This is a genomic window from Halomonas urumqiensis (assembly GCF_003028575.1).
GTDB classification, from domain to species: Bacteria; Pseudomonadota; Gammaproteobacteria; order Pseudomonadales; family Halomonadaceae; genus Halomonas; species Halomonas urumqiensis.
In genome coordinates, this window is the sequence record NZ_PYUD01000001.1 from 114959 (window position 1) to 140074 (window position 25116).

Annotated in this window: 24 protein-coding genes and 2 tRNA genes; 19 read left to right on the forward strand and 7 right to left on the reverse strand. The window is 58.8% G+C overall.

The window, feature by feature from the left end; all coding sequences use genetic code 11:
• Positions 1-24: 24 nt before the first annotated feature.
• The gene (locus C6V82_RS00510) at positions 25-549 is read right to left on the reverse strand and encodes a hypothetical protein (RefSeq protein WP_102586848.1); all 525 of its coding nucleotides are present in this window, start codon (positions 547-549) and stop codon (positions 25-27) included.
• 388 nt (positions 550-937) lie between these two features.
• Here C6V82_RS00510 and radD point away from each other — a divergent pair, with 388 nt between their 5' ends.
• The 6 genes from radD to C6V82_RS00540 all read left to right on the forward strand — a co-directional run bounded on the left by radD (position 938) and on the right by C6V82_RS00540 (position 5942).
• On the forward strand, positions 938-2749 hold the full coding sequence (radD, locus tag C6V82_RS00515; RefSeq protein ID WP_102586847.1) for a DNA repair helicase RadD: 1812 nt from the start codon (positions 938-940) through the stop codon (positions 2747-2749).
• Between the two features lie 254 nt (positions 2750-3003).
• Positions 3004-3939 (forward strand): segregation and condensation protein A, encoded by a 936-nt coding sequence (locus C6V82_RS00520; protein WP_102586846.1) that lies wholly within the window; start codon positions 3004-3006, stop codon positions 3937-3939.
• The gene (gene scpB, locus C6V82_RS00525) at positions 3936-4805 is read left to right on the forward strand and encodes an SMC-Scp complex subunit ScpB (protein ID WP_102586845.1); all 870 of its coding nucleotides are present in this window, start codon (positions 3936-3938) and stop codon (positions 4803-4805) included. The genes C6V82_RS00520 and scpB overlap by 4 nt, the downstream gene beginning before the upstream one ends.
• Positions 4802-5653, forward strand: coding sequence for a 23S rRNA pseudouridine(2605) synthase RluB (gene rluB, locus C6V82_RS00530; protein WP_102586844.1), 852 nt, complete (start codon positions 4802-4804; stop codon positions 5651-5653). The genes scpB and rluB overlap by 4 nt, the downstream gene beginning before the upstream one ends.
• Before the next feature lie 107 nt (positions 5654-5760).
• Positions 5761-5836: transfer RNA gene (locus tag C6V82_RS00535), tRNA-Lys, on the forward strand.
• A 30-nt stretch (positions 5837-5866) separates the two neighbouring features.
• Positions 5867-5942 (forward strand) — tRNA-Lys (locus C6V82_RS00540).
• A 476-nt stretch (positions 5943-6418) separates the two neighbouring features.
• On the opposite strand, the gene C6V82_RS00545 is transcribed toward C6V82_RS00540, so the two are convergent.
• Together C6V82_RS00545 and C6V82_RS18205 are read right to left on the reverse strand one after the other, a co-directional pair.
• A complete protein-coding gene (locus tag C6V82_RS00545; RefSeq protein ID WP_180978213.1) occupies positions 6419-7429 on the reverse strand; it encodes a diguanylate cyclase domain-containing protein in 1011 nt (336 codons plus the stop codon).
• A 487-nt stretch (positions 7430-7916) separates the two neighbouring features.
• Entirely contained in the window at positions 7917-8066 is a 150-nt protein-coding gene (locus tag C6V82_RS18205) for an immunoglobulin domain-containing protein (protein WP_229843087.1), read from the reverse strand.
• Between C6V82_RS18205 and C6V82_RS00550 the strand changes: the two genes are divergently transcribed.
• Positions 8058-8642, forward strand: coding sequence for a Crp/Fnr family transcriptional regulator (locus C6V82_RS00550; RefSeq protein WP_229843085.1), 585 nt, complete (start codon positions 8058-8060; stop codon positions 8640-8642). The two genes, C6V82_RS18205 and C6V82_RS00550, sit on opposite strands and share 9 nt — an antisense overlap.
• 215 nt (positions 8643-8857) lie before the next feature.
• On the forward strand, positions 8858-9580 hold the full coding sequence (locus tag C6V82_RS00555) for a Crp/Fnr family transcriptional regulator (RefSeq protein ID WP_102586841.1): 723 nt from the start codon (positions 8858-8860) through the stop codon (positions 9578-9580).
• 231 nt (positions 9581-9811) lie between these two features.
• On the opposite strand, the gene C6V82_RS00560 is transcribed toward C6V82_RS00555, so the two are convergent.
• A complete protein-coding gene (locus tag C6V82_RS00560) occupies positions 9812-10291 on the reverse strand; it encodes a PRC-barrel domain-containing protein (protein WP_180978212.1) in 480 nt (159 codons plus the stop codon).
• Positions 10292-10561: 270 nt separating this feature from the next.
• Between C6V82_RS00560 and C6V82_RS00565 the strand changes: the two genes are divergently transcribed.
• The 3 genes from C6V82_RS00565 to C6V82_RS00575 all read left to right on the forward strand — a co-directional run bounded on the left by C6V82_RS00565 (position 10562) and on the right by C6V82_RS00575 (position 13011).
• On the forward strand, positions 10562-10741 hold the full coding sequence (locus C6V82_RS00565) for a CsbD family protein (RefSeq protein WP_102586839.1): 180 nt from the start codon (positions 10562-10564) through the stop codon (positions 10739-10741).
• 137 nt (positions 10742-10878) lie between these two features.
• A complete protein-coding gene (locus C6V82_RS00570) occupies positions 10879-12066 on the forward strand; it encodes an AI-2E family transporter (protein ID WP_102586838.1) in 1188 nt (395 codons plus the stop codon).
• A gap of 264 nt (positions 12067-12330) precedes the next feature.
• Positions 12331-13011: a PRC-barrel domain-containing protein gene (locus tag C6V82_RS00575; protein ID WP_102586837.1), complete on the forward strand. Its 681-nt coding sequence runs from the start codon at positions 12331-12333 to the stop codon at positions 13009-13011.
• 124 nt (positions 13012-13135) lie between these two features.
• On the opposite strand, the gene C6V82_RS00580 is transcribed toward C6V82_RS00575, so the two are convergent.
• The gene (locus C6V82_RS00580; RefSeq protein ID WP_102586836.1) at positions 13136-14428 is read right to left on the reverse strand and encodes a DUF2254 domain-containing protein; all 1293 of its coding nucleotides are present in this window, start codon (positions 14426-14428) and stop codon (positions 13136-13138) included.
• A gap of 200 nt (positions 14429-14628) precedes the next feature.
• Here C6V82_RS00580 and C6V82_RS00585 point away from each other — a divergent pair, with 200 nt between their 5' ends.
• Entirely contained in the window at positions 14629-14898 is a 270-nt protein-coding gene (locus tag C6V82_RS00585) for a GlsB/YeaQ/YmgE family stress response membrane protein (RefSeq protein WP_102586835.1), read from the forward strand.
• Between the two features lie 168 nt (positions 14899-15066).
• Here the strand turns inward: C6V82_RS00585 and C6V82_RS18340 are convergent, their stop codons facing one another.
• Positions 15067-17430, reverse strand: coding sequence for a catalase (locus C6V82_RS18340; RefSeq protein WP_180978210.1), 2364 nt, complete (start codon positions 17428-17430; stop codon positions 15067-15069).
• A 241-nt stretch (positions 17431-17671) separates the two neighbouring features.
• Here C6V82_RS18340 and C6V82_RS00595 point away from each other — a divergent pair, with 241 nt between their 5' ends.
• From C6V82_RS00595 to nadA, 5 genes are all read left to right on the forward strand, one after another.
• Positions 17672-18889 (forward strand): NAD(P)/FAD-dependent oxidoreductase, encoded by a 1218-nt coding sequence (locus C6V82_RS00595; RefSeq protein WP_102586834.1) that lies wholly within the window; start codon positions 17672-17674, stop codon positions 18887-18889.
• 300 nt (positions 18890-19189) lie between these two features.
• On the forward strand, positions 19190-19357 hold the full coding sequence (locus C6V82_RS00600; RefSeq protein WP_102586833.1) for a CsbD family protein: 168 nt from the start codon (positions 19190-19192) through the stop codon (positions 19355-19357).
• A 22-nt stretch (positions 19358-19379) separates the two neighbouring features.
• A complete protein-coding gene (locus tag C6V82_RS00605; RefSeq protein WP_219724472.1) occupies positions 19380-19793 on the forward strand; it encodes a PRC-barrel domain-containing protein in 414 nt (137 codons plus the stop codon).
• A gap of 135 nt (positions 19794-19928) precedes the next feature.
• Complete coding sequence (locus C6V82_RS00610) at positions 19929-20159, forward strand: hypothetical protein (RefSeq protein ID WP_102586832.1); 231 nt, start codon at positions 19929-19931, stop codon at positions 20157-20159.
• Positions 20160-20852: 693 nt separating this feature from the next.
• Positions 20853-21881 carry a quinolinate synthase NadA gene (nadA, locus tag C6V82_RS00615; RefSeq protein ID WP_102586831.1) on the forward strand — a complete coding sequence of 343 codons (1029 nt, stop codon included), beginning with the start codon at positions 20853-20855 and terminating at the stop codon, positions 21879-21881.
• Between the two features lie 113 nt (positions 21882-21994).
• Here the strand turns inward: nadA and C6V82_RS00620 are convergent, their stop codons facing one another.
• On the reverse strand, positions 21995-23464 hold the full coding sequence (locus C6V82_RS00620; RefSeq protein ID WP_102586830.1) for a M48 family metalloprotease: 1470 nt from the start codon (positions 23462-23464) through the stop codon (positions 21995-21997).
• 307 nt (positions 23465-23771) lie between these two features.
• Here C6V82_RS00620 and C6V82_RS00625 point away from each other — a divergent pair, with 307 nt between their 5' ends.
• Positions 23772-24020: a sulfurtransferase TusA family protein gene (locus C6V82_RS00625; RefSeq protein ID WP_102586829.1), complete on the forward strand. Its 249-nt coding sequence runs from the start codon at positions 23772-23774 to the stop codon at positions 24018-24020.
• The gene (locus C6V82_RS00630; protein WP_102586828.1) at positions 24017-25114 is read left to right on the forward strand and encodes an AI-2E family transporter; all 1098 of its coding nucleotides are present in this window, start codon (positions 24017-24019) and stop codon (positions 25112-25114) included. Before C6V82_RS00625 ends, C6V82_RS00630 begins: the two co-directional genes overlap by 4 nt.
• Positions 25115-25116 lie beyond the last annotated feature (2 nt).

Below are 25116 nucleotides of genomic sequence, written 5' to 3' on the forward strand. Positions count from 1 at the left end.
GATGGCGTCGCGTCCCGCTGCTGGTCAGGCGGAGCTTGCTTCGCGCTGACGTTCCGCGAAGTTGTCGAGATAGTCCACGAGAACCGCATGCTCGGTACGCTTCTGCTTGATGATGGCCGACAGCACTGGCGTCAGGGCCGGCATGGCGCTGGCTTCCATCAGGTTGTCGTAGAAGTGCAGGGAGAAGGCGGCCTTGTCGATGGCGTGGTTTAGCTCATCGCACGCCATACGCGGGTCGTTGATGAAGAAGTGCTGGTTGACCAGGCGTGCGGTTCGTTGACGGTTTGCCTGGTGGGTGTGGGACGAAGGGCGCGAGGCGCGAGGGGGCAGGCCGAATTCCTTGGTGACCCACTCGAGGGTTTCGAGGCGCATTTCGCACTGGATGCCGAGCGATGCCATCAGGCGGCTCACGGCGGTGTCGTAGGTCAGGAAACTGAAGGCCAGCTGGCGGTAGCGAGCCAGTTCGTCGCGTTCGTGTGTGTCGGCGAGGCTGAGAAGCTTGTCGAGTACCAGTACGAGCCTGGCGAGACTGGGGGTGGTGGTCGGCACGGCAATGTCCTCCTGTAGGCGAAACCGGTGTGGAGCAGGAAGAAGCATTCGAGGGTGGCGGGGTAGCAGGTGAATACGTGCTGCCGAGCCAGGGCCAGCGAAGCCTTGCGGGCGGATGTGATGACGGTGGTGGCCATCCCGATGGTCGTGAATCGCCGGGGCTGTCGTACGATCCAACGCCCGGGACGTACCATGGTGTGCGTCAGAGGTTGGTGACTAATGACTATAGTCTGGCCAGGTGAGATGCGCGTAACTCTCGGAAAAAGAACAGTGTTTTTTAAATGATGCTCATGTCCCCCATGCGACTGGCAAGCCTGAGGATGACCAGCAACCGACTGATCATCAACGAGTTGGCCACTCATCACTGGTTGCCCGGCAGGCGAGCCCGATGAATGCTCACGCTGGCGGAGTAAGCCTGCGCCCCTACCAGGCAGAGGCGGTGGCGCGTGTCGTCACCCACTTCCGGGCATCCAGCGAGCCCGCTGTGGTGGTATTGCCCACCGGCAGCGGAAAATCGCTGGTGATCGCCGAGCTGGCGAGGCTGGCTCGCGGACGCGTGCTGGTGCTGGCTCATGTTCGCGAACTGGTCGAACAGAACCATGCCAAGTATCTGGACTACGGGCTTGATGCCGATATTTTCAGTGCTGGCCTGGGTCGCAAGGAAGCCGGCCGCCAGGTGGTGTTCGGCTCGGTGCAGTCGGTGGTTAGAAACCTCGCGGCATTCGGCGGGGCCGATGCCACGCAGCGCCCCTTCACGCTGCTGGTGATCGACGAGTGTCATCGGGTATCGCTGGACGAGGACTCGAGCTATCGGCAGGTCATCGAGCGGCTGCGCGCCACGAATCCGCACCTCAAGATCCTCGGCCTCACGGCCACTCCCTACCGGCTTGGTCAGGGCTTCGTCTATCACCGCCACCATCACGGCATGGTGCGTGGTGATGAGGCGTGCTTCTTTCGGGATTGCGTGTTCGAACAACCGCTGCGGCTGATGGTCAAGCAGGGCTACCTGGCGCCACCTCGCCGGGTGGATGCGGCGGTAGCGCGCTATGACTTTTCGCGGCTCACCCCCTCTGCCAGTGGCGTGTTTCAGGAGGCCGAGCTCAACCGCTTGGTGGCGGGGCACCGTGCCACGCCAGGCATCATCGCTGAAGTGATCGAGCACGCCGAGGGGCGCCAGGGGGTGATGGTCTTCGCCGCCAGTGTGGTGCATGCCGAGGAGATCATGGGTTATCTGCCGGCGGGGCAAGCGGCGCTCATCACCGGCGCTACCCCCGGGCATGAGCGCGATGCCGTGATCGGCGCTTTCAAGGCGCGCCACCTCAAGTACCTGGTCAACGTGGCGGTACTCACCACCGGCTTCGACGCCCCGCATGTGGACCTGATCGCGATTCTCAGGCCCACCGAGTCGGTGGGCCTGTATCAGCAGATCGTCGGGCGCGGGCTGCGCCTTTCGCCCGGCAAGACCGACTGCCTGATCCTCGACTATGCCGGTAACCCCTGGGACCTGTTCGCCCCCGAGGTCGGTGCGCCGAAACCGGCGGGGGACACCGAGCCGGTGCAGGTGGCGTGCCCGGAATGCGGGCACGCCAACCTGTTCTGGGGACGCCGCGACGGTGAGCTGGTCATCGAACACTTCGGCAGGCGCTGCCAGGGTCTGGTGGATACCTCAACGGGAGAGCCCGCCCTGCCCGGCGAAGGGGGTGCTGTGCAACAGTGCGACTTTCGCTACCGCTTCAAGGTGTGTGGCGATTGCGGTGCCGAGAACGACATTGCCGCGCGCCGCTGTCATGGCTGCCAGGCGCTGCTGGTGGATGCCGACGACAAGCTCAAGGAGGCGCTGCGCCTGCGCGATGCCCGGGTGCTGCGCGTCGCCGGCATGCAACTGGAGAGCACCACCAATGCACGGGGCCTTCCACGCCTGAAGGTGACCTATCACGACGAAGATGGCGCGTCGCTCATCGAATGGTTCGCGCTGGAGACTCCCGCTCAGCGGGGAGCCTTCGCGGCGGTCTTTCTGCGTGACCACTTGCGTGCGCCCGGTAGCGCGTTTCGCCCGACCGCCCCCGGTGAGGTGGTCGATGAACAGAAGCGCCTGCGTGCCCCGGACTTCGTGATCGGGCGCAAGGTCGGGCGCCACTGGCAGGTGCGCGAAAAGGTGTTCGATTACGCCGGGCGTTACCGCAAGGCCTATGAAGTATGATAGGGGAAGGCGTTGGCAGCGTGAGTGCGGGGCGCCGGGGACGGGCCGGAAGGGAGGTCCGAGGACCAGGGAAGGCCGAGGTAGCGTCCAGGGAGGGATTCATAGCGCCTCCCTGCAGGCCTGTCGCCGGGAAAGCCCCGAGCGCTACCAGTAGGCCGGCAGTAGGCCGGCAAGGAGAATGTCAGCGCTGTCTCCGGCGCTGCGCTCTTGCTAGACTGCCCTGTTGATCCAGCGTCCCCGGAGAGGCACGCCGCGTGAGCGCTATCCCCGACAACGTCAGCCCCGACACCGTCAGTCCCGAGCAGCCAGCCGCCGCGGCCCAGCAGGCCGAGGCGCTTGGTCGACTCTTCGACGAGCCGATTACCCAGCTTCCGGAAGACTTGTACATTCCGCCCGAGGCGCTGAGAGTGTTCCTCGAGGCCTTTGAGGGGCCATTGGACCTGTTGCTTTACCTGATTCGTCGCCAGAATCTCGATATCCTGGCGATCGATGTCGCCGCCATCACTCGCCAGTACATCGAGTACGTGGAGTTGATGAAGGCGCTGGAGATCGAGCTGGCTGGTGAGTACCTGCTGATGGCGGCCATGCTGGCCGAGATCAAGTCGCGTACGCTGTTGCCGCGCCCCCCGAAAGAGGGCAGCGACGACCAGGAGGAAGACCCGCGGGCCGAGTTGATCCGCCGGTTGCAGGAGTACGAGCGTTTGAAGAATGCCGCCGAGGCATTGGCCGAGCTGCCGCGGCTGGGGCGCGACTGGTTTCCGGCGAAGGCCGCGTTGCCGCCGCTGGAATCCCGGGTGATCCACCCCGATGTCCAGCTCGACGAGCTGCTCGGTGCCCTGGCCGGTATCCTGCGACGTGCCGAGCTCAACCAGACGCACCAGATCAGCCGCGAGGTGCTGTCGACCCGCGAGCGCATGATGTCGATCATGGCGCGCTTGAACCATGAGCACTTCACGTCCTTCGAATCGCTGTTTACCTTCGAGGAGGGGCGAGCCGGGGTGATCGTGACCTTCATGGCGATTCTCGAGCTTGCCAAGGAGGCGATGATCGAGATCGTGCAGAATGCCCCGCTCTCGCCGATTCATGTGCGGGCGCGGGTGGCGTGTGAGGATGAAGAGGAAGACGTCTTCGCCGACGAGGGCGAAAGCGCCTTCGAGGATGATCACGGGGGAGGTGAGGCGAGCCGATGACCGCCATGGAGTTTCCCGAAGCGCTGGACGAGATCCTCGAGGCGGCCCTGTTGGCCGCCGGCGAGCCGCTTGGCCTGGATCGGCTCGAGGGGTTGTTCAGTGAGCACGAGCGGCCGCCCAGGCGAGCGCTTCGCGAAGCCCTTGGCCGGTTGGGCGTGCGCCATGAGCGCGGTGCCCTGGAACTGCTCGAGACGGCGTCGGGCTACCAGCTGCGTATCCGCCCGAGGCTCTCGGCCTGGGTGTCGCGGCTGTGGGACGAGCGCCCGCAACGCTATTCGCGTGCTCTTCTCGAGACCCTGGCGTTGATTGCCTATCGCCAGCCGGTAACGCGTGGCGACATCGAGGAGGTACGCGGTGTCACGGTCAGTGGCTCGATCATGCGGACCCTGCTCGAGCGTGGCTGGATTCGGGTGGTGGGCCATCGCGACGTACCGGGACGGCCGGCGGTGTATGCCACCACGCGCAGCTTTCTCGATGATTTCGGCCTGAAAACGCTCGATGAACTGCCGCCCATGCATGAGCTCAAGTCATTCGACGAGCCAGCGTTCGACGACGAAGGCCCGCCACCGCCGCAGGAGGCCCTGCTGGCCCAGGCGGATGAACCGCAAGACGAGGACGATGCTCGGCAGCCAGACACCGAGACATCCACCGACACGCCAGTGCACGAAGGGCCTGATGAGACCTTCGCGCATGGCGACACGACGGCCGGGACGGCCGACGATGAACACGCCGGGACGGCGTCAGAGCGGACAGCGCTGAGTTTTGCCGATCTTGAGGCCAGGCTGTCCGAACGCGCCCGGGGCCGCGTCGATGATGACGCTGCACCGGGGGCGGAATCCACATCCAGCGAGAACGATGACCGATGAGCAACACCAGCGAAAAACTGCAGAAAGTCCTGGCGCGGGCCGGGCTTGGCTCACGCCGCGAGATGGAAACGGCCATCGCCGATGGGCGGGTCAAGGTCAATGGTAATGTCGCGACCCTGGGCGATCGCATCGAGATGCGCGACAAGGTGCTCTTCGATAGCCGCCCGGTGACTCTGCGCGGTGCCGATGAAGTGCCGCGGCGGGTGATCATGTACAACAAGCCCGAGGGCGAGCTGTGCACCCGCAAGGACCCGGAAGGGCGACGCACCGTGTTCGACCGATTGCCACGCCTCAAGGGGGAGCGCTGGATCGCCATCGGGCGTCTCGATATCAATACCAGCGGCCTGCTGCTGTTCACCACCGACGGGGAGCTGGCCAACCGGCTGATGCATCCCTCCACGCAGGTCGAGCGCGAATACGCCGTTCGGGTGATGGGCGAGGTCAAGAAAGAGCAGATTGTCGCCATGGTAGAAGGGGTGATGCTGGAGGACGGCCCGGCTCGCTTCACCGACGTTCAGGAATTCGGTGGCGAGGGCATCAACACCTGGTTCCATGTGGTGATCATGGAGGGGCGCAATCGCGAGGTGCGCCGCTTGTGGGAATCCCAGGGGTTGACCGTCAGCCGCCTGAAGCGGGTGCGTTACGGCAATATCTTTCTCGACAAGCGCGCCAAGGCCGGCGAGTGGGTGGAACTGACTCAGGATGAAGTCGACGATCTGGCGGAGTCGGCGGGGCTGCCCGCGCGCAAGGTGCCTGAGTTGACGCCGGACGAGAAGAACCGCTGGAGCCGCGACAAGCACAAGCGCCGGCCGGTTCAGGCGATGCGCAAGCCCAAGGAACGTCGCTAGTTCCATGCCTGCCATCCGGGGCCGGGATGCACCGGGTGTTACGACAAAAGGCAAAAAAATCCTTGCCACACGGGGGTATGGTCAGTACTATCTGCCCCCGTTCGGAAGGGTCGTTAGCTCAGTTGGTAGAGCAGTTGGCTTTTAACCAATTGGTCGTAGGTTCGAATCCTACACGACCCACCATCCGAACCTGCATGCTTGCTTGCAAGCACCGGGTCGTTAGCTCAGTTGGTAGAGCAGTTGGCTTTTAACCAATTGGTCGTAGGTTCGAATCCTACACGACCCACCAGCTTACTAACGAAGCGCCCTCGTCCAGGACGAGGGCGCTTCGTTTTATTAGGGGCATTCCCCGGGGCTTCAGCTCCGCCCGGCAGAATCCTTTAGCCTGTGGTGCTCGGCTTGACTCAGCGCAGGCCGAGCACCGACAGAACCACCAGCACGATGACCACTGCGCCAACGATATACACGATATTGTTCATAAAGCTTTCCTTTTGGGTGGCGCACGTTCCGGCTCCAGATGCTTCTGAATCGCGCTACTTCTGGTTCAGGTGCCGTGGGCTGTTTGTGTCATGGTGGCGCCGCAATCCTTGCGACGCATAGTGCAACTCCCTGTACAGGCGTCTCCCTTGCCCCACTCATATCGACGATACCTCATGGTTGGCCGTGCATCTGTGCGCTAGCGTACATGGCGGCTCGGCGATTGCGTCTGGCGTCATCAGCGGCCCAGGCACGACAGAAAAGAATCGTGGGCGGCCGGGGCCGCTATTAGAAATCGAAAAAGTATTGCGGCGCCGCGAGGGAGGGGTGCAGGTCGGGCTCATGCGGCTTTCGCTGAATGGCCAGGGTATTCATCTTGGCCGTGAAGCAGCGGTGTCCGTTTCGACCATTGCGCTTGGTGTGGTACATGGCTGTGTCGGCGTTGCGCATGAGGGTATCGGCATTATCGGCATCATCCGGATAGAGGCTGATGCCGATGCTCAGCGTAATGACCAGCTCATGACCTTCGATATGGTATGGCCTGCCCAGCACGGCACGCAGTTTTTCCGCGACCTTGCAGGCATCTTCAGTCTGCCGTATCTCGGCAAGCAGGATCACGAACTCGTCGCCGCCCTGACGGCAGACGGTGTCGATGTCGCGCATGCAGTCCTGAAGACGGCCCGCCACCGCCTGAAGCAGCTTGTCACCCAGGGCATGGCCAAGTGTGTCATTGATGGGCTTGAACGCATCAAGGTCAAGATAGAGCAGGGCCACCAGGTGCTGGTGCCGTCGGGCCAGGCCAATGGCGAGGGTGAGCCGCTCGGTGAGTAGTACCCGATTGGGTAGACCCGTGAGGGCATCATGCTGCGCCAGGTAGGCCATCCTTTCCAGTATCACCTGTGACTGGGAGGCGTCGTGGAACACGATCACGGCACCGGTGACTCTCCCTTCCCAGTCATGGATAGGCGCCGCTGAGTCCTCGATCTTGAGCTTGCTGCCATCCTGGCGAACCAGCACACAACCCATGGCAAAGCCCTTCGCTTGATTTTCCTCCATCGCACGCCGCCCAGGGGTGATGGTCGTTTGGAGCGTCTTATCATCGACAAGGTGAAGGACTCGGGAAATGGGCTTACCGATTGCCTCGGTCGCCGACCAGTCTGTCAGGGTTTCCGCCACTCGGTTCATGTAGGTGACCGTGCCGTGAAGGTCGGTGGTCAGGACGGCATCGCCAATGGTATCCAGGGCCACTCGAGCCCATGCTCTCTCGGCTTCCAGGGCGCTTGAGACGTTCCATCTCACGGTGGGGCTCGCGTTTCGTTCTGGGAAGCCTTTGACTGTCGGTGCATGCCTTTGCCGCAACACATCCTCTGCACTTGGGGCCGCGGCAGTGACCGGCGTCCACGTGTTGCCCTGCCGCAAGGTGTCGTCTTTCATGCACTCGGCCCAGGAGTAGGCGTCAATGATCGCTGGCACTGCCAAAGGCAAGGCAAGCGCGGCTTGCACCAGTGGGGTGCCGGAGTCGCATAGTTGTGCAGCATTAGCATCAGAAGGGTTGGCGCCAGCATGAATCGATTCCCCATTGCGTCCGTGTAAGAACCTGTTGACGCGGTTTGCCTGACCAGGCCCGAGTCAAGGAGGCATTACCCCACAAATAGCGAGAGTAGTGGCGTGACGAGTGCGCTTCTGTGCGTTAGCGTACATACTTAGAGCGTCGGTTTCGTTGATCATTACCGGACAAACCTTTTTGCCGTGATAAACGATCGGCAGGCTTGTTTATTGGAGAAAGTCAAGCATGGCGCAGCAACATGATCCTCGTCAGAATCGCTTGCTGGGAGCCCTGCCCCGGGATGAGTACCAGCGACTGATGCCGAGCCTCGAGCGAGTCGAGCTGAAGCTGGGAGAGTCGTTGGCCGAGTCGGGAAAGGTAATGCGCCATGTCTATTTCCCGACAGATTCCATCGTATCGCTACTGTGCGTCATGGAGGATGGTGATTCGACGGAAATTGCCGTCGTGGGCGCCGAGGGGATTGTCGGCATTTCGCTGTTCATGGGCGGCGAAACCACGCCAAGCCGTGCCATTGTCCAGAGTGCCGGCGGCGCCTATCGCCTCAAGGGAGAACTGTTGAAGGATGAGTTCGATCATGCATCAACGCTTCAACATTTACTATTGCGTTACACCCAGGCCTTGATCACCCAGATGGCTCAGACGGCGGTATGCAACCGCCATCACAGCCTGGATCAGCAGTTATGTCGCTGGCTGCTGTTGAGTCTGGATCGGCTGCCGACCGACGAGCTGGTCATGACCCAGGAACTGATCGCCAACATGCTGGGTGTCCGTCGGGAGGGGGTCACGGAGTCGGCTGGCAAGCTCCAGAAAGCAGGCCTGATTTCCTATCATCGCGGACATATCAGCATCCTTGACAGACCTGGTCTGGAAGCGCGGGTCTGTGAATGCTATGGCGTCGTCAAGAAAGAATATGATCGACTACTGAGCTATCACCGCCCCGGATAAAGGTGCATGTCGCCGGTGCGGCTGATGAGCGAAACCTGCCCCGCCTGTACCCTAGCGTACCGACGGTTGGATAGGGTGCATGTTAAAATGTCTTGGTAGCTTGTGAGTCATGCTTTGTTGGCTAACGCTGACGACTCACTGGCTGACGTCGACGTCGGGGCCTAGTGTTTTCCTGCCATGTGCCGATCGCCGGTTTCCCTACCAGGAGCGTGCACATGAATTCACCGATTCACAGCCCATTGACTAACCATCTGATCGACAGCTTGCCGCATCGGGACAGGGTGTCAGTGCTTGCCGATTGCGAGACCGTCGACCTGGCATTCGGTAAGGTGATCAGCGAACCCGGCGATCAGATCCAGCACGCCTATTTTCCTCTCGACAGCTTCATTTCCTTGATTACCAATTTGAGTGACACTGAGCGGTTGGAAGTCGCGATGGTCGGCAGCGAGGGCATGTTGGGGATACCGCTGATTCTGGGCCTCGATGAGTCTCCTCTGCTTGCCCTGGTACAGGGTGAGGGGACGGCACTACGTATGCCGGTGGCTGTGTTTGGCCGTCATCTGGAACAGAGCTCCGCGCTCCAGGCGCTGCTGAATCGCTATCTCTATGTCTTGATGCATCAACTGACCCGGGTAGCGGCATGCACCCACTTTCATCAGGTCGAGGCGCGTCTGGCCCGTTGGCTGCTGATGACCCAGGATCGAGCGCACTCTGACCAACTACACCTCACCCATGAGTTTCTGGCCATGATGCTGGGGGTGCGTCGCGCCGGCATCACCCTGGCCGCCATGGCGCTTCAGTCGCGCGGGTTGATTCGCTATCACCGCGGAGATATCACGGTGCTGGACCGTGAAGGACTGATCGAAGCGTCCTGCGGCTGCTATTCGTTTGATCGAGGTCTTTACCGTCGAATCATCACCGAAGCGGATGTGCCATGAAGTTGGCAGGTGCCTTCTGGTATGGAAGGGCTGGTATGGAAGGGCTGGCATGGAGGATGACTTCAGGATGATGAGGCTTGAGTGTATGTGTCGATTCGCGGGTGATGACTGCAGCGTTCGGGCCTGAACGTCTACAGGTTGTACAAACGATTGATGTAAAAACGACTGATGGAAAAACAACGGGGGCGCAATGCGCCCCCGTTGCTTGTACAACAGTCGTTTTTGGCTGGATCAATCGCGCTCGAACTTGGGTGAGTTCTTCAGCATTTCTTCGTCCATATCCGTGTAGAACACCGATTCATCATCTTCCATGGTGTGCTCTATCTGATCCCAACTCAGCCCAGCATCCTGTCCGCCGAGCCCCAGGAAACCACTCGTTGTCACCACGACGCCGACGATGCGGCCATCTTCGCCGATGATCAGATCATTGATCTCGCCAACGTCTTCATCTGAACCGCGGTGGATCACATTATTACCGATGACGTCGGTGGCGTAGAATGCACCAGAGGGTACTCCGCTCAACTGCGCCTCATTGGCATGCTGTTTATCGGAATTCCAGTCGCCGTTCCGCTGTTTTTCGCCATTCTGTTCGCCGGGACTATGCTCGGTTTCTGTCTGCATGTCGTCGTGGTTTTCCGCTACTACAGCCGTGCTTAGTGCCAATGCCGGGACAAAAGCGGCAGAAAGTATCAATGCGGTTAGCTTCTTCATCATTGTTTCTCCAGTAATTGACGGCATTCTTCCGGACCCACCTGGGTCTAGAATGCCATTCCCGAACAGTGGGAATGCCATTCTATCTTGGTCATAACAGCGTGATCTGTCGGTGCGGTTGCGAACTGAACTGACCATCCTATGTACGACACCGCACTGATCAGGTCTGGTGTTTCAACTATCCTTACGATCTCATACCGCATCGATTCATGAAGCATGCGTTCATGAAAGAGGCAGGCCTCACCCGTAAAGACATCTGGAGATCAGTTCATGGACAAGCATCAGACCAAAGGGCATGCGAACGAAGCGAAAGGCAAGGCAAAAGAGGTTGCAGGCAAGGTGACAGGCGATAAAAGCAAGGAATACAAAGGGAAAATGGAAAAGCATGTTGGCAAGGCTGAAGCCAAGTCAGGAGATATGGATAGCGGAGCCAAGAAGACAAAGAAATGAACCACAAGCAAAAAATGACCTTGGCGTCTTTGTGTAGATGCACGGATCGTCCATCGGCAGGACGTGGTTTCTGCAGTGGTTGGTATTGTAACGCTGCCGTTCGGTAAATCCGTGAACGACTAACACAGGAATTCGCAATGCCCCATGATACGCAGGAATCCCTCGTTGGCGGGGCAGGGATTGATGATAAGACAGCAGCGTCGTCACGTCCGGAAAAAGGATTTTTCAACCACGTTCAGCTACGCCTGTTTCGCTACACAGCGGTAATGTTTTGCCTGGTGACGCTGATGATACTGATCGGCGTCGTCGTGTGGTCTTTCGGATGGGTGCTGAATACGTTCTACAATCTTCTGCTGTCACTCTCCATCGCCGGTATACTGGCGATGGTGCTTTATCCTGTGATTGAGTTTCTCGAAAGGCGACTTCACCTGCCGCGTTTGCTGGCTATCATGCTTCTCCTTGCGGTCTTCTTCGTGGCTATCGGTGGGATTATTGTCTTGCTTGTCCCTATCGTGGCCCGTCAAATCGTCCAGTTGATGACTGTTTTGCCCGACACACTGGCAAGCTGGCAGGAATATTTCTCCTATTACTTCCCAGAACTCAGCGCAATGATAGCCAGCCGCATTGAGGGCGGTGGTGAGGAGGGAGGAGGGTCAGTCGTTCCAGGCGTGAAGAACCCGGGCGGGACCCTCGTGTCCTACCTGGGACTGTTGGCGAGTCTGAGCTTCGTGCCCCTGTTTCTGTTCTTCACCCTGCTCTCGGGGGAATTGCTTCGAGGTCAGGTAACTGAACTGTTATCCATATTCAACAAACATACCCAGCAGAAAGCGCTGTATTTCATCGATGTGTTTGTCAGGTACGTCACTGCCTTCTTCCAGGGCCAACTGATCATCGCCATGTTCATGGGTACCTTGTATGCCATGAGCTTTACACTGATCGGTCTGAGTTTTGGCGTGCTCTTCGGGTTGGTCCTGGGACTACTGAATATCGTTCCCTTCCTTGGCAGCCTGATCGGTTTGGTGGTGGTACTGCCCATGGCCTATCTGCAGCCGGAAGGCGGCATTGAGTTACTGGTCCTTGCCGGACTGGTGTTCGCGGGGGTACAGCTGGTGGAAAGCTGGCTACTGACACCGAAGATCATGGCCAATCGGTCGGGCTTGCATCCCGCACTCGTGGTGATTTCCCTGTTCTTTTGGGGTACGGCCTTGAATGGCATTATCGGCCTGGTACTGGCGGTTCCTCTGACGGCGTTTTTCGTTGCTATCTGGGGCGAGATCAAAGCCAGCTTGAAACACACATTGAGCAACCGAGATGAAAGCCTATGAAGAAAGCGGGCCTCTTGAGATGCGAGTGAACTCGCATGTGTTACCTGAGCCAGGAGTTTGGCTTGCTGGGGTAGGGCAGTCGGTAGCGTGGAAGGTTCGCCCATTCATCAGGCCGTGTTCGCTAGCGAACAGAAAGCACCCAGCTTACCTCCTATGCTTACTATGTGATGGGTAAATGAAGTGTCTGAAATACATGCATTCACCTTGCGCCAAAGGGTGTCGAGTGACTCCATCATAGAGGTGAATGGCAGCCAAGATAAACTAATGAAGAAGGAGAATATAATGAAAAGGACAGCAATTGCCATCGCAGTTGGCGCCCTGAGTATCGGCTTGACCCAGGCCCTGTTTGCCCAGGATGATGAGACACAGATGGATGAACAGCAGCAGACGACCCAGCAAGGCGCCCAGGAGAGCAATCCTGACCAGGATACGCAAGGTCAGGGAGCCGAGGTTGTCATCGATGGAGAACCGGATGAAGCCACAGTCGAAGAGGCGGGCGAAGCCAGCGTCGATGTTGAGCGTGCTGAAGAGGTCGAGGCTGAAATGCATGATCCGGATGAACAGGACCGGGATGGGGCGCAGCAGGATCAAGATGAAGCCTCTCAGGACCAGGCCGCGGAGAGCGATAATCTCGTAAGCAGGGAAGTTGGCGAGATCGAAGGCTATACCGTCTATAGCCAGGAAGACGATGAAGAGGTCGGTGAGGTCGAGCGCGTGGTGCGAGACACCCAGAATGGCGACATCTATGTCGTGATTACTAAAGGAGGTTTTCTTGGATTCGGTAAAGACGAGATGGGCTACACAGTGGGCGATCTAGAGCTTCGCGACGATGACCATCTTGTGGTTAGCTCGAGCGATGATGGAGAATCCGGTGACTATGGTAGCGACCGGTACGAGGATGTCGATGGCAGCCAGACCCTTCGTGAGGCCATGCAGAGCAACTAAGCATTGTTCATGAAGTGCTGAACCATGGCATGAACGGGTATGTGGTGAATGGCGCGGCTTAAGCCGCGCATTTTTTTGAGCCCACTTTGTAAGAGGGTAAGCAGCAAACGGGCGAATGATGCTGTCATGAGCGTGCACTCCAGCCTCCAGCAGCTAGGCGCACCGCATCGATATCGTCCTGAAGTGACATCGCGTGCTCCGAACGGGCTAGTGCCATCCGTGAATGTCTTTTCGCGGCGGCGCCCATCGCTTTATCTTCTGTTTCGGCCAACGTGCTAAGCGCTTTCTGCAAGCGGGTGGACACTTCAACGATGCCTGCCCCATCACGGGCGATTGCAGTAAACGCATCGTCGAACAAATCGTCTATCGAAAGCTTCGGTACCGATACGCGGTCGTAGGTAATTTCCCGTATTTGGTCCTGCTCAAGCGGCGATTGCCAAAGCGTAAATAATCTTACCATTGTGCCAATGACATTGATCGCGGTTCCCGGATCATTGATGCCAGGTGATAGCGCCTTGTCGGCAATCTCCGATAGCGCCAGAATTCCAAAGCGGGGATCATCTTCAAAGGTACGGTTTGGGCTAATCGTGAATGCGCTGGCGAAGGCGTCTTTTTCTGATGATTCACACTCCTCGATGCAGTCCACAACATGGAGCAGGGCACAGCTTGTACTGACAAACTTACCAGGCAGTGCTGTCACGATAACGTGGCAGTCAAGTGTTTCGGCGCAGGATTGTAACGTCTTCATATCAATATGCTGTACATAGCCCACTGTCGGCGAAAATACCGGCCCACTCTTGTTTATGGTCAGATGCGGCAAGACTTCCAAAGCCCCCAGCGTGGGCGCATGGCGCCGGCGATCCAGTGCCGCGCTGGTTGCCATCTCCGCTTTCTCGATGGTGTTCACCACCCGGCCCAGTCGGGCAATTCTGTCCACCCAGCGAACAAATGTGATGATAACAATGGCAAATACCATGAGGGTCAGAATGAAGATCGCAAACCGTCCTGCTGAGCCAAACAGGTCATTTTTGATGGCTACCAGGGAAACAATGCTGAAGATGAATGCGCCTATAAAGGCAGACAAAGCGTTCTGGGTGACATCATCCGCGATGACCAGCGGTAGGGAGCGAGGCGTCGCGCCGGCGCTTGCGGAGGCATAGGCAGCAATCATCGAGCCTACCGCAAAGGTCGCAATAACCAGCATGCTGGAAGCCATGATAGTGAGCAGTGACTCGACGGATTCCAGGGTGATCTCGGGCAAGAGGCTGGAAAGGCCCAAATTGTCAGCCAGCCTGGCGCTGAATGTACCCCCAATGGAAAGTAAGCAAAGTAACAGTGGCTTGACCCACAGGCGTTCTTTTATGCGGCTGAAAATAAAGCGCAGCTTGTCCGAACTGAAGATTGGTGACTGGGCCATGATGATGACACTCTCCGCGATAATTCATAGGATATCTCAAAGGTAACCCAAAACACTTATGCAGTGCGCACATCGTCGTTCGGTGCCATGCACTTCCCGTGATGCCAGCGTGCGATAGCGCACTGTGACCGCGGCATGGTCGTCGTACCCTTGACCCTCTGGCGCTCGTTGTGCGTCGAGGTTCACAGGAGGTAACGATCATGGGCATCATCGTATGGCTCGTCATGGGCGGTCTGGTCGGCTGGATTGCAAGCATAATCATGGGTACCAACGCTCAGCAGGGCATCATCCTCAACGTCGTGGTCGGTATCGTCGGTGCACTGATCGGCGGTTTTCTGATCGGTCCGCTGCTTGGTGCTGGCTCCATCAACGACGGCATCACCATCATGAGCTTCATCGTGTCGCTGATTGGGGCGGTAATATTGCTCGCTATCCTGAACTTGTTCCAGCGCAGCAGGAAGCGCTCATAAATCAGCGTTTCCCTAACCGGTTGAGAGGGTAGAGGATTACCGATCGGCGGGCTCGCAGCACTCATGGGGACCGTCGACGCCCAGCCCGACAGCGCTGAACGAGCCGCCAGTCCCCAGGATGACCGCGTGCACCTTATCTTACGCGTCCATAGTGCTGATCCTGCCGTCTCATTTGGTTGGTGGATCGATTTCACGAGCTGGATGGCGGTGCGCGGCGACTGCGTCTATGAAGGTGGGCGCGATGTCGGCCGCATCGGCGCTCTCCGCGAGAAAAACCCCGGGATCTTGCTGTGCGGCTGACTCGATGCCTGCCGCTGACAGCAGCTTTCGCCCGGCGCCTAGAGCAAGAATCGTTTTGCAGTGCTTATACTGATCTTTGACAAACTCCATTGGATCTCCGTTATCTGTCAGCGCCTGAACCGCCTTGCTGCCATCGGGCAGTACCAGCGCGTCGAACAGGAACCCCGGAGCATTCTCCATCGACTTGTCCGCTTCGATCTTTGCGCCGGAGTCGCCGACAAACAGGCCCACCCGCGGCCCCACGAAATGAACCACTGCACCCGCGTCGGTCAGTTCACTATGCAAGCTGGCGAGTGAGGCATGGTGGACGCCATCTTCCACCAATACGGCAATCTGGCGTGTGCGGACACCGCACTCGCCCGGTAGCGCCATCAGCGAAAGGGCCGGAGATTGGGTGATTTCAGGGGGTTGCGGATTATCCATTGCCTTTGGCATGGCATCGGGCACTTCCATGCCCAACCCCGCGGCGACCTTGGCAGCCAGGTCTGGCGAAACGTTCACCAGTGAGGACAGCATCCGCTCACGTATGGCGGAGACTCCGACCTTGCTCAGCTCGAAGCGGAATGCGGCTGCGATATGCGCTTTTTCGACATCTGTCTGGCTGTCGAAAAACAATGTTGCTTGAGCATAGTGCTCGGCAAACTTCTCTGGCTTTCCACGGACTTTGTCTTCGGTCGTGGCCTCGGGGAAGGACACGAACCCACTTGTTCCGGCCTGGAAGGGGCAACCGCCCGCCAAGGAATTCGGTTCGTACGCGACACGCCCGCGATTGAGCACCTGACGGTGCATGCCATCGCGTTGGTTGTTCTGCACCGAGGCAAGTGGCGAGTTGATCGGGATCTCGTGGAAGTTAGGGCCGCCTAGTCGGGTGATTTGTGTATCGACATAGGAATGGATGCGACCGGCGAGCAACGGGTCATTGGAAAAGTCGATGCCTGGTATGATATGCGCCGTGCAGAAAGCGACCTGCTCGGTTTCCGCGAAGAAGTTATCCGGGTTGCGATTCAGCACCATGCGACCGACAGGAATAACCGGTACGAGTTCCTCCGGCACCAACTTGGTCGAGTCGAGCACATCGAAGCTGAAGCCTTCGGCTTGTTCCTCGGTGAATATCTGCAGCCCCAGTTCCCATTCCGGAAATTCGCCCGACTCGATGGCTTCCCACAAATCCCGTCGATGGAAATCGGGGTCGGCGCCCGATATCTTCACGGCTTCGTCCCAGACCAGTGAATGGGTTCCTTGTTGTGGTTTCCAATGAAACTTGCAGAATGTTGATTCGCCCTGTTCGTTGATCAAACGAAACGTATGCACGCCAAAGCCCTGCATCATCCGAAAACTGCGTGGTATCGCACGATCCGACATCACCCACATCAGCATGTGAGTGGACTCCGGCATCAATGAGACGAAGTCCCAGAAGGTGTCATGTGCCGATGCCGCCTGAGGCATGCCGTGATGCGGTTCTGGCTTGACGGCATGGACCAGGTCAGGAAACTTCATCGCATCCTGGATGAAGAATACCGGTATGTTGTTTCCCACAAGGTCCCAGTTGCCTTCGTCGGTATAGAATTTTACGGCGAAGCCTCGTGCGTCGCGCGCGGTATCTTTCGAACCGCGTTCACCTGCCACAGTAGAAAACCGTACGAACACGGGAGTGGTCTTGCCTTTTTTACTGAACGGCGCCGCGCGAGTGTACCGGGTGAACTCGTCATAGGCTTCGAAGAAGCCGTGTGCACCGGAGCCGCTTGCATGGACGATTCGTTCCGGGATACGTTCGTGGTCAAAATGGGTGATTTTCTCCCGCAGAATAAAATCTTCAAGCAATGAAGGGCCACGCAATCCGGCCTTCAAGGTGTTCTGGTTATCGCCAATGGAAACACCTTGATTTGTCGTCAATGGTTGATCGCTTGCGTCGACCCGGACTCGGTCAAGCGACTCGTTGGTCGTATTGGTTCCGAGCGGTGCTGCACCACCCGTCTTCGCGGTCCCGGTATTCTCTGTGGTTGTACTCGCGGTCAACCCGCTGGACTCCGGCGCTACCGGCACTCCGGATGGTGGCGCCACGCCGTTGTCGTGACCGTGCTCGAGCCCCTTGATGCTGTTGTAGGGTATCGCGGCAACGAAGCCTTCGCTTGCGCGAGCTTGCTTCACGACGATGTCATTGGTTCTGAGCACGCGGTCGCTACCTGCACTTTTTCCTCGTGACGCGCGGGCGGGTTTCTTACTCGTAGCCATGGCTTTTCTCCGGGGAGGTGGGAGATTAGGACAAGCGTTATACCGGGTTAAGGACTGGCCCATATGGATTTTCATGCCGCAGCCGAGAGTCGTCTGTTCGATAACGAACACTTGCACCGAGCTGCTTCCACCTTGTTCATCCAGCTCCACGTTGTGTTCAGTGTGGCAACGTACCGACGGTACGAGTGCCCGTGAGCGAGTCTCAGGCCTTGCGCACCAGGAATGATTTGTCGGAGTCGCCATGGACTTGAAAAGTGGATACCCGTTCTGGGCGGTCAAGAATGGCTTGATGTATGCGTTCCCGCCGCTTGACGTTGACCTGAGTTGCGAAGTGGTGGTGATGGGCGCTGGCATCACCGGCGCGCTGATCGCTGATGAATTGGCAGCCCACGGTCACGATGTCGTCGTGCTCGATAAGCGCGACGTCTGCTGGGGTAGCACATCGGCCAGCACCGCCTTGCTGCAGTATGAAATCGATACCCACGCGACCGATCTCGTCAAGCGCTATGATCAGGACGCCGCACTTCTGGCGTACCAATCCAGCTTGAATGCTGTCAGCGAGATTGGGCAGATCGCTCAGTCGGTCGGGGATGTCGATTTCGGTACCTGCGAAAGCTTGTACTACGCCAGCAATCGTAAGGATCATCCTGGTCTGGTCGACGAATTCGCCTGGCGGGAAACATATGGCTTTCCGGTTCGTTGGCTGAATCGCGCGGCTCTCAAGGATGAGTACGGTCTGACGGCGCCGTCCGCCATCCTCAGTACGGTGGCCGCTCGCGTTGATCCCTATCGGCTCGCCTCACGACTGCTGCACAGGATGCAGCAACAGGGCGCGCGCGTATTCGATAGAACCGAGGTGACCTCAATCACAGACACGGAGCGTTCGGTTCGTTTGACCACCGATAATGGTATCTCGATAACAGCGAAATACGTCGTGATTGCCAACGGTTACGAGTCTCAGCAATGGTTGCGCCAGCGCGTCGCGAAGAATCTCAGCAGCTATGCCTACATCAGTGACCCCGTCGATCCCGATGAGCTGGGCTGGTTGGCAGATACGATGCTGTGGGAGTCCTCTCGGCCCTATATCTATCTCCGCGCTACCGGCGATGGCCGGCTGTTGGTCGGTGGGGAAGACGACGAGCACGATATGCCCGCGAGACGGGACCGGTCTGTCGACCGCAAGGCGGCGACACTACAGCGCAAGGTCTCCCGTTTGTTTCCTCATCTCCATGCACCACCGGCCTTTGCCTGGGCAGGTACGTTCGCTGAAACCAGCGACGGGCTGCCGCTGTTCGGCCACCACCCTGAGTATGGCGCGCGCGTGCTGTTCGCGTTGGCCTATGGTGGTAACGGCATCACCTACAGCATGCTTGGCGCCGGATTGCTACGCGCGCAGATCGAACACCGCCGGCATCCATTGACCGAGCTGTTTGCCTTTGCCCGGTTAGGAAATCATTGACCAGGAGCGGGATGACGATGCCCTGGATGATCGATACCAATATACGGTGATACATCTATTGCTACAGGACTCAAGGCGCCCGAGGTGGTGTCGTGACGAAATGTCGAGACACGCCGGGATGGCCGTGCGTGTCAGTGTCGTCATCGATTCAGCAGCGAAGCGAGAAGCCACACCGTATATGTTCGATGCCGCACCGACCGGTTTGCAAGCTTCCACTATCTTTGTAATCTCGCCCTGCTTCTAGATGCGTTCGTGATAAGAAGCAGAATTTCGACACGACAAACATATGGAGATCCGCTTATGAAAGAGAATCGGGTGAAGGGCCATGCGACCGAGGCGAAAGGTAAGGCCAAAGAGTTTGCAGGCAAGGTGACTGGTGACAAGAGTACTGAATACAAGGGAAAAGCCGAGAAATATGTTGGTAAGGCGAAAGCCAAGATGGCTGGCGGTGACAAAAAGAAGAAGTAAAAATTAACCAGAGGATGATTGTATGAGCGATATGGCAACGCAGTCGAAGAGAAGCCACGATACCGTCGATGGCATGCAGGCTGAATCCTTGCTGTTGAGTGCATCCACCATGACAGGTGATGAAGTCTGCAATAGGCAGGATGAAAAGCTCGGTAAGATACAGGACATCATGCTAGACACCGTCGAGGGAAAAATACGGTATGTCGTCCTGGCATCGGGTGGTTTTCTGGGCTTGGGGGATCGTCTGTTCGCAGTCCCCTGGAAGGCCTTGACACAAGACAGGGAAAACCACCGTTTCATTCTCGATGTGGATGTTGACCAGTTGAAGAGCGCGCCGGGCTTCGACAAGGATCAATGGCCGAATATGGCCGATCCTACCTGGAATTCGACCATCGACTCCTTTTACGCCAGGCCGTCTGATCACGCAGGAAGTTGAGCATTAATTATCGAGTTGCTCGACGTTGTCTGGTCGCGAGATAAAACTAAACAGCCCTTGGCAACCTCATGCTTTCACCATGGGTGTATTGTATGAGGAAGGGTGAAAATGAAATATTGTTATGGAGGCTGGGTCATGAGCAAGAATCAGATTGAAGGTCATGCGAGTGAGGCGAAGGGCAAGGGAAGCAAGGCTAAATCCGACAAGCATGATGGCAAGGGTGGTGCCGTACTGGCAGATATCAATGACGACGCCGGAAAGCGTAGCGGTAAAGATGCAGCCGAGTCAGGAGATGCTGGTAAGAAAAGTGGCAAGGCCGACACCGTACTGGCAAATATCAATGACGAGCCCAAGAAAAAAAGCTGATGACGTTTTCGCAGGCTGACCCAGGTATCCAGCCGGCATCGTAGATGACATTGACATCGTATCTGCGTGACGCCGAAAGGTAGGAAATCTCCCGTGTCAGTAAATCTGACACGGGAGAGCCTCATTATCAGTTATTTGAGGGTAGGTTCGACTGGATAGGGGCGTCTGATTGGCATGTTATTTCAGGCAAACGTTGTGGCCTGAATGGGTAGCCATGCTGCTGCTCGCCCGGCTCGCGCTCGGGCAGGCGATTGAACGTCTTGAATGTATTCTTGGTAGGCGTTGTGCGTTGGATAGGAGGGGGTTGCTTGGCAGGGGCAGCATGATGAATGGGGGATGACATGATGAACCTCGCGTTGCTGTCCGGTCTTCACGACGTCGTGAAGCATCGGTAACGCGACATTGGCACGACGACAGGCGAACGTCGGTGCGCTTGCGTACCCTTCGCCACCGAGGCTGAACGCGGTTTCGGCGGCTCTTGCCCCCGACGAGCCAGATCTCATGGTTTCCATGTGACGCATTTGTGGCCGGGGGTGGTCAATATCCCACCATTCTGGTCTAGAATAGAGATTCGGGTCGACCTGGCGAGAGACGCAAGGGGTGGCCTCAGGCGTATCGTCCGCGCGGAGCGCGCGGCCACGATGCACCCGTATCATGCAGGGGGAGCCCCTGCCAGTCACAGTGGTAGACACGATGACGATCATGACCTCCCGTGCAGAGGTGCGAGAGCACCTGACACGTACCTATTGCCCCACCCGTATTCCGTCCGAGGACGAGGCCCGCGTCGAGGAGATCAAGCAGCTTCTCGAGGCCAACAACGCCGTGCTGGTGGCGCACTACTACACCGACGATGCCATTCAGCAGCTTGCCGAGGAGAGCGGTGGCTGTGTCGCCGATTCCCTCGAGATGGCGCGTTTTGGCGCGCGTCACCACGCCGATACCCTGGTGGTGGCCGGCGTCCGCTTCATGGGCGAGACCGCCAAGATCCTCTCGCCGGAGAAGCGCGTGCTGATGCCGACCCTGGAGGCGACCTGCTCGCTCGACATCGGCTGCCCGGCCGATGAATTCTCGGCATTCTGCGATGCCCACCCTGATCGCACCGTGGTGGTGTATGCCAACACCTCCGCGGCGGTGAAGGCTCGTGCCGACTGGGTGGTGACTTCGTCGATCGCCGTGGACGTGATCGAACACCTGCAATCGCGTGGCGAGAAGATCCTGTGGGCACCGGACAAGCACCTGGGCGGGTACATCCGCAACAAGACCGGTGCGGACATGCTGCTGTGGGATGGTGCCTGCATCGTGCATGACGAGTTCAAGGCGAAGGGCATCGAGGATCTCAAGGCGCTTTATCCAGAGGCCGCCGTGCTGGTGCACCCCGAGTCCCCGGCGTCGGTGGTCGAACTGGCCGACGTGGCGGGCTCCACCTCGCAGTTGATCAGCGCCGCCAAGTCACTGCCCAATGACAAGTTGATCGTGGCCACCGACCGCGGCATCTTCTTCAAGATGCAGCAGGCAGTGCCCGGCAAGACGCTCTTCGAGGCGCCCACCGCCGGGAATGGCGCCACCTGCAAGAGTTGCGCCCATTGCCCGTGGATGGCGATGAATGCCCTGGACAACCTGGCTGGCGCCCTGCGCCATGGCAGTGGCGAAATTCATGTCGACGACGCGGTGCGTGTGGCGGCCCTCAAGCCGCTGGAGCGGATGCTGAACTTCAAGCGCTAGGCATCGCCTGGCGTTGGAGCTGGAAGAGCGCCCGCTGCGCGGGCTTGCGTTTGAAGCTGGAAGAGAACCCCGTGACGCCAGGGTGGATGGAAGCAAGCTTTTCCGGCTTCCAGCTATTGAAACTTCTCCATTGTCTCCCGGTAGTCGATGAAGTCACTGCGGCGCTGCTCGATACGGCTGACCGCGGTGGCATCTCCTTCCTCCTGCGCCACGCGTTTCGCCACATCCAGTTGGCGGATCGCGTCATCGATGCGCCCGGAGAGCTGCAAGTGCTCGCCACGGGCGAGGTGCCCCCAGCCTTCGCGCTCGCTGCGTCCGGCTGCTTCAGCCAGTAGCGTAAAGACCTGCGGATCTTCGTTGCGTTGCTCGGATAGCTCGCGCAGTACACGCCAGGCCTGCTCGGGGTTACGTTGCAGCAAGGCCTCGCCCAGCAATTGGCGCGCCGGTACGTAGCCTGGCATCAGGCGCAGCTGCCGGCGACTGCGCTCAATGGCTTCGTCATAGCGGCCGGCTTCGAAGGCGACCTGTGCTGCTGTAGCGGGCAACATCGCCAGATCAGGCAATTCGCGCGCGAGAGCGTCCAGGGTTTGCAGGGCGCTATCGGTATCCCCCTGGCGTGCCGTGATCAAGGCATCGAGGTAGCGCATTGCCTGCTGTGGCGCTCCATCCTGCTTCAGGCGGGTAGCGGCCTGCTGCGGGTCGCGTTGATGGATCACCAGCAGGGCACGGGCGCGGACAAGATGGTAGCGCGGGCCGTCATTACGCTTTCGGCCGAGCGTCAGTTGTCTGGCACGATCTTCGCTATCACTGATGCGTGATTCGGTGACGGGATGGCTGAGCAGAAACTCTGGCGGGTTGCCACCCTGCAGGCTGACCATGCGCTGCATGGCACGAAACATCCTGACCATGGCATGGGGGTCGAAACCCGCCTCGGCCATGGCTTGCAGGCCGATACGATCGGCTTCCTGTTCGAAACGCCGTGAGTAGGCGAGCTGATCTTGGATGAAGGCGGCCTGGGAGCCCATGGCCATGCCGATTCCCGCATCGCCACCGCCGCTGGCGGCAATCAGCATGCCGGCAAGCATGGCCGCCATGGCGGGGATCTGGGTTTGCTCCGCACGCGCCTGGCCGCGAGCGTAGTGGCGCTGTGAGAGATGTCCGAGTTCGTGGGCAAGTACCGAAACCAGTTCGTCTTCCTCATCCGCGAAGGCGAACAACCCCGCATTGACCCCGATGACCCCACCTGGCACGGCGAAGGCATTCAATTGGCGGCTCTCGACCAGGGTGACCAGCGGGCGATTGCCTCCCAGGCCGCTGTGCGGCAGCAGCCTTTCGACCATCGATTCGATGTAGTCCTGGGCAATGGGGTCTTGCCAGATAGGGGCGCGGGCACGGAACTGACGCATCCAGGCGCGTCCAAGCTTGAACTCCTCGTTGCTTGCCGCGTGGCTTGTGCTACTGGCAAGGCTGGGCAGGCCGGCATCGGCATTCCATTGCGGGGTGGTCCATTGCGCGGCGCCAGGTGTGGCGAGCGCAAGGCACAGTGCCAGGCTGGCAAGGCGTAGGGTGATTCTGCGCGGCATGACGTTTCTCTCGTCTCTGGCGGGTGGCGGGGTTACCCTGCGACATTGATTCGATACGCAAAGTGCCTTTAAATCTCCGTGAGCCTGTCGGGCTTGACCGATCGTCACCAGGGATTCGGGTTTCGAGACAAGCTTATCGATCCGCTGAAGCGAATAGCCTGCTGTTTACCCAATCAGAGCGTATGACATTGTCCGAAAGAGCGGTCCTCGCAGTAGGCAGCAAGGTTATCGTCAGAGCAATAGAACATTTTTCCAGCCGAACCTGAATCCGAGATCGGCTGGCCACGCTATTTTTCCGGGAGACAACATGGCTTTACAACCCGACGACGTGCTCGATGCCCGCGGTCTTCCCTGCCCCCTGCCTTTACTCAAGGCAAAGCAAGCGCTGTCACGTCTCGACGTGGGCCAGGTGCTGGAGGTGATGGCCACCGACACGGGCTCCTGGCATGACTTCGACACCTTCGTCGCCCAGAGCCAGCATGAAATGCCCGCCCGCGAGGAACGCGACGATGTCTACCACTACTGGATCCGCAAGGGTGGAGCGCGCGATACATGAGCTTGCGTACGGTTTTCAAGCGTTGGATCGATCACTACCTCTCGGATGAGGAAGCGGTGATTCTGCTGGTAGTGCTGGTATTGGGCTTCGCGGCGGTGATCTATCTTGGCCGCATGCTGGCGCCGTTCTTCACCGCACTCGTGATTGCCTTTCTGCTGCAGGGTGCCGTGAGCTGGCTCGAGCGACGAGGCACCCCGCACCTGTTGGCGGTGATCGTGGTATTCCTGGGGTTCATCGGCTTGTTGATGGCGTTGGCGTTCATCTTGATGCCATTGATCTGGAATCAGCTGGTGGGGCTCATTCAGGAGACGCCACGCATGTTCGCCAGTGGGCAGCAACTACTCGACGATTTGCAGGAACGCTACCCAAACCTGGTGACGCCCGACCAGATCCAGAACTGGATCGCGGTGGCGGGGCGCGAAATGACGCAGTTCGGTCAGCGCGCCCTGACGCTCTCGCTGGCATCGCTTGGCAACGTCCTGGCGTTGATCATCTACCTGGTGCTGGTGCCGATTCTGGTGTTCTTCCTGCTCAAGGATCGTCAGACGCTGGTAGGCTTCATGCTCTCGCTGATGCCCCAGAAGCGCACGCTGATGACCCGCATCTGGCAGGAGATGGACGACCAGATCGCCAACTACGTGCGCGGCAAGTTCATCGAGATCATCATCGTCGGCACGGTGGCATTCTTTACTTTCGCCTACTTCGGGCTGCCTTACACGGCGCTGCTGGCGGTGCTGGTCGGTTTCTCGGTACTGGTGCCGTATATCGGCGCGGCGGTGGCGACCCTGCCGGTGGCGGCGGTAGCGGGCTTTCACTTCGGCATGACCAACGAGTTTCTCTATGTGCTGATCGCTTACGGAGTGATCCAGGCGCTGGATGGCAATGTGCTGGTCCCGGTCTTGTTCTCGGAGGCGGTCAACCTGCATCCGGTATCGATCATCGTCGCGGTGCTGTTCTTCGGTGGGATCTGGGGCTTCTGGGGCATCTTCTTCGCGATTCCCCTGGCGACTTTGCTCAAGGCGCTGGTATATGCCTGGCCACGTGGAATCAAGTATCGGCAGGCAGCCTCGAGGGAGGTGGTGACCGAAGAGTAACC